Origin of the sequence: Mesorhizobium sp. M7D.F.Ca.US.004.03.1.1, assembly GCF_003998635.1 — a bacterium.
Classification (GTDB): Bacteria; Pseudomonadota; Alphaproteobacteria; order Rhizobiales; family Rhizobiaceae; genus Mesorhizobium; species Mesorhizobium loti.
On record NZ_RZQG01000109.1, the window covers coordinates 1 to 10,830 of the forward strand.

The window sequence follows — 10,830 nt, forward strand, 5'->3', positions numbered from 1 at the left end:
ATGCATGACAGCTTCACGGCACTCGGCGGCTTCATCCCGATGATCAACATGCAACTCGGCGAAGTCATCGTCGGCGGCGTCGGCGCCGGTTTCTACGGCATCCTGATGTTCATCGTGGTCGCGGTCTTCGTTGCCGGCCTGATGGTTGGCCGCACACCCGAATATCTTGGCAAGAAGATCGAGGCCAAGGAGGTCAAGATGGCAATGCTGGCAATCCTGTGCCTGCCGCTGGCGATGCTGACATTCACGGCCATTGCGGTGGTTCTGCCAAGCGCTGTGGCGTCGATCGCCAATGGCGGCCCGCATGGCTTCTCCGAGGTACTCTACGCCTACACCTCGGCGGCGGCGAACAACGGCTCGGCCTTTGGCGGCCTCAGCGGCAACACGCCCTGGTACAACATAACGCTCGGCATCACCATGCTGATGGGTCGCTTCCTGGTCATCATTCCGGCGCTGGCCATCGCCGGCTCGCTGGTGGCGAAGAAGACGGTTCCGGCCTCCGCCGGCACCTTCCCGACCGATGGCCCGCTGTTCGTCGGTCTGCTGGTCGGCGTCATCCTCATCGTCGTCGGCCTCACCTTCTTCCCGGCATTGGCGATCGGACCGATCGTCGAACATCTGGCGATGATCCATGGGCAGACCTTCTGATACCGCCATGTCCTGGTTCAACACCATGCGTCGCAAGGCTAGGCCCAAGGCCGACAATGAGGGGGAGGCGGATCCCCCTCCCTTCCCGAGCGTATCCACATTCCTGGGCATCGCGGCAGTCATGATCGTGATCTGGCTGCTGGCCTACGGCCCGCCCTTTTCGGCATCCGATCGATCGGTGCCATCCACCAACACCGATACTGGAGCCATCAAATGAGCCAGTCCAAATCCGCCAGCATCATGGATGCTAGCATCTTGTGGCCCGCCATCGGCGGCGCCTTCAAGAAATTGAACCCGCGTACCCTGATCAAGAATCCGGTGATGTTCGTCGTCGCCGTCGTCTCGGCGCTGACGACCGTCCTGTTCGTCAGGGATCTGATCACCGGCGGCGGCGATTTCAAATTCACGCTGCAGATCATCATCTGGCTGTGGTTCACCGTGCTGTTCGCCAACTTCGCCGAAGCCGTCGCTGAAGGGCGCGGCAAGGCGCAGGCCGACTCGCTGCGCAAGGCACGCACCGAGACCCCGGCCAAGCTTTTGACGGGTGAAGACCGCACCAAATACAAACTCGTGCCCGGCACCAGCCTCAAGGTCGGCGACGCCGTGCTGGTCGAAGCCGGCGACATCATTCCGTCCGACGGCGAAGTGATCGAAGGCGTTGCCTCGGTCAACGAAGCGGCTATCACAGGCGAATCCGCGCCGGTCATCCGCGAATCCGGCGGCGACCGTTCGGCGGTCACCGGCGGCACCCAAGTGCTGTCCGACTGGATCCGCGTGCGCATCACCGCGGCTTCCGGCCACACCTTCCTCGACCGCATGATTTCGCTGGTCGAAGGCGCCGAACGCCAGAAGACGCCGAACGAGATCGCGCTCAACATCCTGCTCGTCGGCATGACGCTGATCTTCGTGCTGGCCACCGCAACGATCCCGAGCTTCGCCTCCTATTCGGGTGGCTATATCTCGGTGACCGTGCTGGTCGCCCTGTTCGTGACCCTGATTCCGACGACGATCGGTGCGCTGCTGTCGGCCATCGGCATCGCCGGCATGGACCGCCTGGTGCGCTTCAACGTGCTGGCGATGTCGGGCCGAGCCGTCGAGGCGGCCGGCGACGTCGATACGCTGCTGCTTGACAAGACCGGCACGATCACGCTCGGCAATCGCCAGGCGACGCAGTTTCGCCCGGTCAAGGGTGTCACCGAGCAGGAACTGGCCGACGCCGCCCAGCTAGCCTCGCTGGCCGACGAAACGCCGGAAGGCCGTTCGATCGTCGTTCTGGCCAAGGAGAAATACGCCATCCGCGCCCGCGACATGGCAACGCTGCACGCCACTTTCGTGCCCTTCACCGCGCAAACCCGCATGAGCGGCGTCGATATCGATGGTTCATCGGTGCGCAAGGGCGCCGTCGATTCGGTGCTCGCCCATGTCAACCAGTCAACAACCGCCTCTCATGGCACGCGCCCAAGCAGTGAAGCCGTCCGCGACCTCCAGGCCATCGCCGACGAGATCGCCAAGTCCGGCGGCACGCCGCTGGCGGTCGAACGCGACGGGCGCCTGCTCGGCGTCATCCACCTCAAGGACATCGTCAAGGGCGGCATCAGCGAACGCTTCACCGAACTGCGCCGCATGGGCATCCGCACGGTGATGATCACCGGCGATAACCCGATGACGGCGGCAGCCATTGCCGCGGAAGCCGGCGTTGACGACTTCCTCGCCCAGGCGACGCCGGAGGACAAGCTGAAGCTGATCCGCGACGAGCAGGCCAAGGGTAAGCTGGTCGCCATGTGCGGCGACGGCACCAACGATGCGCCGGCTCTTGCCCAGGCCGATGTCGGTGTCGCCATGAACACCGGCACGGTGGCAGCCCGCGAGGCCGGCAACATGATCGACCTCGACAGCGATCCAACCAAGTTGATCGAGATCGTCGAAATCGGCAAGGCGCTGCTGATGACCCGAGGCTCGCTGACCACTTTCTCCATCGCCAACGACGTGGCCAAGTATTTCGCCATCATCCCGGCGATGTTCGCCGTCTTCTACGTCGCGCCGGGACAGACCACCGGCCCGTTGCAGGCGCTCAACATCATGCATCTGGCGACGCCGCAGAGCGCCATACTGTCGGCCATTATCTTCAACGCACTGATCATCATCGCGCTGATCCCGCTGTCGCTGAAAGGCGTCAAATATCGTGCCATCGGCGCCGGCGCGCTGCTCCGTCGCAACCTGCTCGTCTACGGCCTCGGCGGCATCATCGTCCCCTTCGTCGGCATCAAGGCGATCGACATGATCGTCACCGCCCTCGGCCTCGCTTAAGGAACACGTCCATGCTCACCCAGATAAGACCCGCGATCATCATGATCGTCTTCTTCACGGTGCTGACCGGCCTGATCTATCCGATCGGCATGACCGGCATCGCCCAGGCCCTGTTCCCGCGTCAGGCCAATGGCAGCTTGATCGAGAAGGACGGCAAGGTCATCGGCTCCGAACTGATCGGCCAGGGCTTTGCCAGCGACCGTTATTTCCATGGTCGCCCCTCGGCTGCCGGCGACGGCTACAACGCCGCCGCCTCGAGCGGCAGCAACCTCGGCCCAACCAATCCCAAGCTGATCGATCGCATCAAGGGCGACGCCGAGAAGTTGAAAGCGGAAAACCCGAACCAGCCTGTTCCGATGGACCTGGTGACGACCTCCGGCAGCGGCCTCGATCCTGATATCAGCCCGGAAGCCGCCTATTTCCAGGTCGCCCGGGTGGCCAAAGCCAGGGGTATCGACGAGGCCAAGATCAAGGCGCTTGTCGATAGCCAGGTCGAGGGCAGGGAGCTCGGCTTCATGGGCGAGCCGGTGGTCAATGTGCTCGGTCTCAACCTTGCGCTGGACGCCGCGAAATAGTGAATGGTGCGGGCCGGGGATCGACAGTATCCCCGGCGCCATCCATGATCGATTCCGATGCCGGACGACAGAAGCAACGACACCAGACCTTCTCCCGACGCACTGCTTGATCATGCCGAGCGGGAGGCGCGAGGCCGCCTGCGCATATTCCTGGGCGCAGCACCGGGCGTCGGCAAGACCTACGAGATGCTGATGTCGGGCCGCGCTAGGCTGGCCGACGGCGTGGATGTGGTGATCGGTGTCGTCGAGACGCATGGCCGCAAGGAAACACTGGCTCTGGTCGAGGGATATGAGGTCATTCCCCGCCGCAAGGTCGACTACAAGGGGCGTATCCTCGACGAGATGGATATCGACGCCATCATTGCCCGGCGCCCGGCATTGGTTCTCGTCGACGAGCTCGCCCATACCAATGCCCCTGGCAGCCGCCACCCCAAGCGCTATCTCGACGTCCAGGAAATCCTGACGCAAGGCATCGACGTCTACACGACGCTCAACATCCAGCATGTCGAAAGCCTGAACGATGTCGTCGCCCAGATCACCAAGGTCAGGGTCCGCGAGACGGTTCCCGATTCCATCATCGACCAGGCCGACGATGTCGAGATCATCGATCTCACCCCCGACGACCTGATCAAGCGGCTCGAGGAAGGCAAGGTCTATTTTCCCAACACCGCCCAGCGCGCGATCGAGAACTATTTCTCGCCGGGCAATCTGACGGCGCTCAGGGAGCTGGCGCTGCGCCGCACCGCGCAGCGCGTCGATGACCAACTGCTGATCCACATGCAGGCGCACGCCATTCCCGGACCGTGGGCAGCGGGGGAAAGGGTTCTGGTCTGCCTGGACGCGCGCCCGGGAGGAGCGGCCCGCGTGCGCTATGCACGCAGGCTGGCCGACCGGCTGCGTGCGCCGTGGACGGCGCTGCACGTCGATAGCACTCGTTCGGCCAGCATGCCCGAGGACGACAAGGACCGGCTGGCGACGAACCTGCGCCTTGCCCAACAGCTTGGTGCCGAGGTGACCACCATTCCGGGTCAGAATGTGGCGCAGGACATCGTGCGTTATGCGACGGCGAACAATTTCACCCATATCGTGGTCGGCAGGCCGACCCGGTCGCGCTGGCGCGAATTGATCGAAGGCTCGCTCACCTACGATCTCATCCGCAATGCCGGCGACATTAGCGTCCATGTCATTTCGGGAACCGAACGCAACACAGAGACGGCGTTGAAGAGCGTCAGGACGGCGGACGAGCAGTGGCAGTTCCAAATCTGGCCTTATCTTCTGGCCACGGCCTATCTCATGGGCTCGCTCGCCTTTGCCGTCCTTCTCGATCAGTTTCTCGACGTCCGCAATCTGGCGATCATCTTTCTCATCGCGGTGCTGGCATCGGCGGTGACTGGCGGGCTCTGGCCGGCTCTGTATGCCTGTTTCGTCAGCGCCCTTGCGTTCAACTATTTCTTCCTGGAGCCGCGCTACACGCTGACCATCCGGGATCCGGAAAGCATTGTTGCACTTGGCGTGTTCCTCGTCGTTGCGGTAATTGCCAGCAATCTGACGGCGCGCGTGCAGCGGCAGGCTGTCGCTGCCCGCTCACGGGCGCGGGCGACCGAGGACATCTACCTTTTTTCAAAGAAGCTAGCCGGTGCCGGCACGCTCGACGACGTCCTCTGGGCCACCGCCTTCCAGATCGCCTCGATGCTGAAGCTGCGGGTGGTGCTTCTTCTGCCGGAAGACGGAACGATCACCGTCAAGGCCGGCTATCCGCCCGACGACACGCTAGCCGAGGCCGACATCGCCGCCGCCCGCTGGGCCTGGGAACACAACCGTGCCGCGGGTCGCGGCGCCGACACGCTTCCCGGCGCCAAGCGGCTCTATTTGCCCTTGCGGACGGGGCGTACGGCAATCGGTGTCGTCGGCCTCGACAATGACAAGCAGGGGCCGCTGCTGACGCCCGAGCAGCAGCGCCTGCTCGATGCGCTGGCCGACCAGGCAGCGGTCGCCATCGAGCGTATTCAACTGGTCGCCGACGTCGACCGCGCCAAGCTCGCAGCCGAGGCGGACCGGCTGCGCTCGGCGCTGCTTACCTCCATCTCGCATGATTTGAAGACGCCGCTCGCCGCCATCATGGGCGCGGCCGGCACGCTGAGGGAATTCGCACCGGCACTTCCCGAACATGACCGGGCAGAACTGCTGACGACCGTGCTCGATGAATCCGAGCGATTGAACCGCTTCATCGCCAATCTGCTCGACATGACCAAGATAGAGTCCGGCGCAATGGAGCCGAACTACGCCTTCCACTATGTCGGTGACATCGTCGGCTCTGCCTTGCAGAGAGCCAGGAAAATCATTGCCGAGCACAACACCGAGACCGACATCCCATCAGATTTGCCGATGCTGAAGGTCGACCCCGTCCTGTTCGAGCAGGCGCTGTTCAATCTCCTCGACAATGCGGCGAAATATGCGCCGGCCGGTTCGACGATCCGCGTGCAGGGCTGGACCGACAACGGCTCCGTCCTCCTGCAGATCATGGATGAAGGGCCGGGCATTCCCCCTGGAGATCTGGAGCGGATTTTCGACACCTTTTACCGGGTGCGCAAGCGCGATCAGGTCCGTGCCGGCACCGGGCTCGGGCTGTCGATCTGCCGTGGCTTCATCGAGGCGATGGGTGGCACGATCACGGCGGCAAACCGAACCGATCGTTCGGGCGCGGTCTTCACTATCAAGATGCCGAAGCCGGCGAACCCGCCCAATTTCGACGCCTCGAATACGGACGATCTGGGTGACTTGGCATGACAAACTCGAACGTCAGGATACTGGTCGTCGATGACGAGCCGCCGATCCGCAAGCTGCTTCGCGTCGGGCTCGGCAGCCAGGGCTACGTGATCAGCGAGGCGCCGAACGCCAAGGTGGCGATCGAACTGATGGAGGCGGAGAAGCCGGACCTCGTCCTGCTCGACCTCGGCCTGCCCGGCATGAGCGGCCATGAGCTGCTGCGCAAATGGCGCGACGACGGTCTCGACATTCCGGTGGTCATCCTGTCCAGCCGCACCGACGAGGCCGGCATCGTCCAGGCTCTGGAACTTGGCGCCGACGACTATGTCACCAAACCCTTCGGTATGAACGAGTTGGTCGCACGCATCCGCGTGGCGTTGCGGCACAAGTTCCAGCAGCAGGGTGAAAAACCGGTGTTCCACACCGGCGACCTTAGCGTCGATCTGGTCAAGCGCATCGTCAAGGTCGAGGGCAAGGACGTAAAACTCTCGCCGAAGGAATATGATATCCTGCGCATCCTGGTGCAGCACGCCGGCAAGGTGCTGACCCACCATTTCCTGTTGAAGCAGGTCTGGGGCGATTCAACCGACGTGCAGTATCTCAGGGTCTATGTCCGGCAGCTCAGGCAAAAGATCGAGAAGAGCCCCGACCAGCCGCGTTACATCACCACCGAGACCGGCGTCGGCTATCGCCTGCGCGAGGTCGAGTGAGCAGGTCAGGTTTTAGCCGATAGCTTCCCGCGGCTGACCAAGGGGCATGGATACTCGCAAGGCCGCCAGGCAGCCGACAATGCCGAGCGGCACGAACGCAAGAAACAGCCAGGACGCGACATTCGCCGCTGCGTCGTGGTTCAGACCTTGCGAAAAACCGCTGGCATTGGCGACGATGCCGGCAAGTGCGGCACCCACGGCATAGCCGATGCGCTGCATGGTCGGCACCGCCGCCGAGGCGATGGTCTGCTCGCCCTCCGGGGCGGAGGCGACGATGACGCGCGTCAGGAACGGCCAGGCGATGCCGAAGCCGCCGCCTTGCAACAAGGCACAGATCAGGATCAGCGGGATGGAGCCCAGGGGTATCGTATAGGCGAAGCCGGCGATGCCGGCCGCGATCATCACCGCGCCGCCGATGATGATCAGCCGCTCGCGCTGCGGCGGCGCGTTGGCGACCAGGATCGACAGGATCGACCAGGCGATCGATTCGGCGGCAATGATGTAGCCGGTGGTCAGCAGCGGAATGTCGTGCAGGCTGGTCAGCAGCAGCGGCCCGTAGACACCGAAGGAACAGGTCGCCACAGAAAAGGCGGCAACCATGGTCATGCCGGCGCCCACAGGCGTGCGCCATGAGAACAGCCGCGCCGGGAACAGCCGCGAGCGCGGCTTCAGCGCGTCGATGTAAAAGAACAGCACCAGGCCAATGAGGCCGAGGGCCATCAGCAGCGAGGAGCGCAGCAAGGCGATGTCGACGCCGGCCGAGGCGATCAGCACCACGGCGACGGCAAGACAGCCAAGGGCCGCGAACGGGAAGGGCGGCGCCTTGCCTGTGCTCGTCCTGGGTTTCGTCGCTTCCGGCGTGTCGAGCACGATGAAGCTTGCCAGCGCCATGGCGGTGCCGCCGAGGGTGAAGATGCCGAAGGCCCAGCGCCATGACAACAACTCGGTCATGATCGCGCCGAGCAACGGTCCGCTGAAGGCGGCGACGCCCCAGATCGCCGACATGATGCCGAAAAGCTGCGGCCAGATGGCGCGCGAGAACAGCCGCTCGACCGAGACGAAGGCCAGCGACACCAGCGCACCGCCGCCAAGCCCTTCGATCAGGCGGCCGGCAAGGAACAATTGCATCGAAGGTGAGGTGGCGCAGATCAGCGCCCCAGCCGCGTAAAGCAGCGCGGCGACCACCATGTTGGTGCGCAGGGCAACATAGCTCACCAGTCGTCCGGCCGCTGCGCCGGCAACAATGGCACCGAGTTCATAGATGGCCAGCGACCAGCCGACGAGCTGCACGCCCGCCAATTCGCCGACCATGGCCGGCATCACCGTCGCCACCATCGTTTCGTTGGTGGCGTGCAACAGGATGCCGAGGCTGATGAAGCAAAAGCGCGCCAGGTCGCCGCTTGCCCACAATGTGCGCCAGTCGACCCTGTTTGTGCTGATTTCGGTCATTTCCACCCCCGCCTTCCATATCTCGACGCCAGCGCAGGACGCCAGAAGCCAGTGCGGGTTTCCGGCAGGACCATGCACATCGACAGCGCCGGATTGCGCGCCGCATCAAGGCGTTGTTGCGTTCGGGGCAGGCTTGTAAAACCTCAACCGCGATTGAGCTCAAGCGGTTTCTCGAGGATGGTTCGCGCGGCCGTCTTTTCGATCGGCGGCCTTTGTTGCAGCATCAGTTCTCGGTGCTGCGCAACTGGAACTGGCTGACGCCGATCGCGAGGTTCATGCCGGTCTGCGTCTGCAGGCTGAGTGGCTGCAAGGTGAAGGCCTGCGAGGAGCCGCCGACCAGAAGATTGGCGCCGGCGCCGACGGCCGCCGTCACCTCCGCGCTGGCGCCGATATAGTCGCCGGCCAACGCGCCCGGCGCATAGATGTTCTTCAGCGGCGTCAGCACGATCCACTGCATGACCGTCTGCTTCGTCGTGCCGATGTCGAGGCCGTATTTGTTGACGGCGCCGAAATAGGCTTCCGGCGCGAAGCTCTTGTCGGCGGGGTTGAAGGTGCAGCTCAAATCCTTGCTCGAGCCGAAAATGAAGCCGGTGCCGCCGCCTATGGCGCAATCGAGCGTACCGAGCTCTATGCCCTGGTCCTGGGCTTGCGCCGCCCCGGCAAACACGGTGGCGATCACGGCAGCGGCAATGGCTGTCTTCGGCATGGCGGTCCCCTCAAAATCAAACAAACGGCGCGGAACCATCCTATCTGGTTCCGCGCCGCAGGGTGAGGGGTCATGGAGCGCACGGCTCCATGCGATCACTTGAACGAGTGGATCAGCTGGAGCGAGGTCACAGCCACGGCAAGGTTGACGCCGGTCTGCGCCTGGACGCTGAGCGGCTCCAGCATGAAGGCGCTGTCCAGGCCACCAACCAGCAGGTTGGCGCCGCCGCCGGTCACGACGCTCGCCTCGGCGTTGACGCCGTAGTAGCTGCCGGCGAGATCGCCACCGTCGCGATCGCGGGTCGCAGCCAGCACGGCCCAGACCAGCTGGCCCTGATGCGTCTGGCCGACATCGACGCCGATCTTGGAGATGACGCCCGTGTAAATCTCCGACGGTCCGTGATGGTGGGGGCGGAAGACGCAGGAGACGCCCTTGTTGGACGCGACGATGTAGCCGGTGCCGCCATCAATGGTGCAGTCGAGCGTGCCGAGTTGCAGCTTGCCGGCGCTGGCAGGGGCAACGGCGAAGACCGTCGTGGCGAGGGCAGCGGCGCAGGCGAGTTTCTTGATCATGGGAGGTCCTTTCGCAAATCACTTCTTAACAACGGATTGGGTGGGTAGACCGTTCCGCTGAAAACTTGGCGCGATCAAGGCAGGAGCCAACAGCTTGCTGCCGGAGTTAATGCGCGGTTGCCGGATTGACGGGTCAGCGCCACGCCTCCTTTCGGACGCGAAGGACAAGCACCTTGATTGGCGCGAAGCCTGCTGAAATCGATATCAGCTGACGCGGGCGAGGCCATCCTTGGCCGGCTGGTAGGTCGGATCAAGGTGAACGGCTTCGCGATAGGATTTCGCCGCCTTGGCCTTGTCGCCGCGCCGCTCGTAGATCAGCGCCTGGTTGGCCCAGGCCTCGGCATTCTTGCCGTCGAGCTTGATCGCCATGTTGAAGTCCGAAAAGGCATTGTCTTCGTCGTTGGTCGCCAGATAGGAGAGACCGCGGCCGTTATAGGGTTCGGCGGCGTCGGGCGCCAGCGAGATGGCCGTCGAGAAGTCCTCGATGGCGAATTTGTGCTGGCCCTGGCTCTGATAGATCAGGCCACGATTATGGTAGGCGCGCGCGTCGGTCGTGTCGAGCTGGATCGCCTTCTGGAAGTCGTTGAAGGCGTCCTGGGTGCGACCCGCCTTGCGATAGAGATTGCCACGGCCGATATAGGCGGCGTCATAATTGCCGTTGATCTGGATCGAACGGTTGTAGTCCTCGAGCGCGGCGGTCTGATTGCCGAGGAAGCGCTGGATGAGCGCGCGGTTCGAATAGGCCTGGAAAAAATTCGGGTTGAGCTGGATGGCCTGGTTGAAATCCTTGAGCGCCGCCTGGTACTGGCCGCCACGGCCATAGGCCGAGCCGCGCACATTGTAGCCTTCGGGATCCTGGGGATTGCGCTGGATGACCGCCGACAGCGAGGAGATGTTCTCGCTCGACCCTTGCGCCTTGTCGATATTGTTGAATTCACCGGTCGGGCCGGCCGTTTGGCAACCGGCAAGCGCCAGTCCGGAGAGCAGGGCCGCTGTCAGGGCGAAACCACGCAATGCGGTCCCGCGCTCCACGCTTGTTGCGTTCATGTCTGCCCTGTCCTCACTTCAAGCCGCGTCGCTCAGGTCCGGTTCCCCCC

Annotated in this window: 10 protein-coding genes; 6 read left to right on the forward strand and 4 right to left on the reverse strand. The window is 63.7% G+C overall.

Annotated features, from left to right (window positions below):
• From EN935_RS09420 to EN935_RS09445, 6 genes are all read left to right on the forward strand, one after another.
• Positions 1 to 648 (forward strand): potassium-transporting ATPase subunit KdpA (locus EN935_RS09420; RefSeq protein WP_206534507.1); only part of this gene is annotated, 648 nt, incomplete at its 5' end.
• A 7-nt stretch (positions 649 to 655) separates the two neighbouring features.
• Complete coding sequence (locus EN935_RS09425; protein ID WP_109659137.1) at positions 656 to 865, forward strand: hypothetical protein; 210 nt, start codon at positions 656 to 658, stop codon at positions 863 to 865.
• Positions 862 to 2,955: a potassium-transporting ATPase subunit KdpB gene (gene kdpB / locus EN935_RS09430; protein ID WP_127263960.1), complete on the forward strand. Its 2,094-nt coding sequence runs from the start codon at positions 862 to 864 to the stop codon at positions 2,953 to 2,955. Before EN935_RS09425 ends, kdpB begins: the two co-directional genes overlap by 4 nt.
• 11 nt (positions 2,956 to 2,966) lie before the next feature.
• The gene (kdpC, locus tag EN935_RS09435; protein WP_109659141.1) at positions 2,967 to 3,530 is read left to right on the forward strand and encodes a potassium-transporting ATPase subunit KdpC; all 564 of its coding nucleotides are present in this window, start codon (positions 2,967 to 2,969) and stop codon (positions 3,528 to 3,530) included.
• Between the two features lie 57 nt (positions 3,531 to 3,587).
• Positions 3,588 to 6,317 (forward strand): sensor histidine kinase KdpD, encoded by a 2,730-nt coding sequence (locus tag EN935_RS09440; protein WP_127373286.1) that lies wholly within the window; start codon positions 3,588 to 3,590, stop codon positions 6,315 to 6,317.
• A complete protein-coding gene (locus tag EN935_RS09445) occupies positions 6,314 to 7,006 on the forward strand; it encodes a response regulator transcription factor (protein WP_127265150.1) in 693 nt (230 codons plus the stop codon). Before EN935_RS09440 ends, EN935_RS09445 begins: the two co-directional genes overlap by 4 nt.
• Before the next feature lie 12 nt (positions 7,007 to 7,018).
• On the opposite strand, the gene EN935_RS09450 is transcribed toward EN935_RS09445, so the two are convergent.
• From EN935_RS09450 to EN935_RS09465, 4 genes are all read right to left on the reverse strand, one after another.
• Complete coding sequence (locus EN935_RS09450) at positions 7,019 to 8,455, reverse strand: MFS transporter (protein WP_127265151.1); 1,437 nt, start codon at positions 8,453 to 8,455, stop codon at positions 7,019 to 7,021.
• A 223-nt stretch (positions 8,456 to 8,678) separates the two neighbouring features.
• The gene (locus tag EN935_RS09455) at positions 8,679 to 9,161 is read right to left on the reverse strand and encodes a DUF992 domain-containing protein (protein WP_127265152.1); all 483 of its coding nucleotides are present in this window, start codon (positions 9,159 to 9,161) and stop codon (positions 8,679 to 8,681) included.
• A gap of 95 nt (positions 9,162 to 9,256) precedes the next feature.
• Positions 9,257 to 9,733, reverse strand: a complete 477-nt coding sequence (locus EN935_RS09460) for a DUF992 domain-containing protein (protein WP_109659151.1) — start codon at positions 9,731 to 9,733, stop codon at positions 9,257 to 9,259.
• 204 nt (positions 9,734 to 9,937) lie between these two features.
• On the reverse strand, positions 9,938 to 10,780 hold the full coding sequence (locus EN935_RS09465) for a tetratricopeptide repeat protein (RefSeq protein ID WP_109659153.1): 843 nt from the start codon (positions 10,778 to 10,780) through the stop codon (positions 9,938 to 9,940).
• Between the last annotated feature and the right edge of the window lie 50 nt (positions 10,781 to 10,830).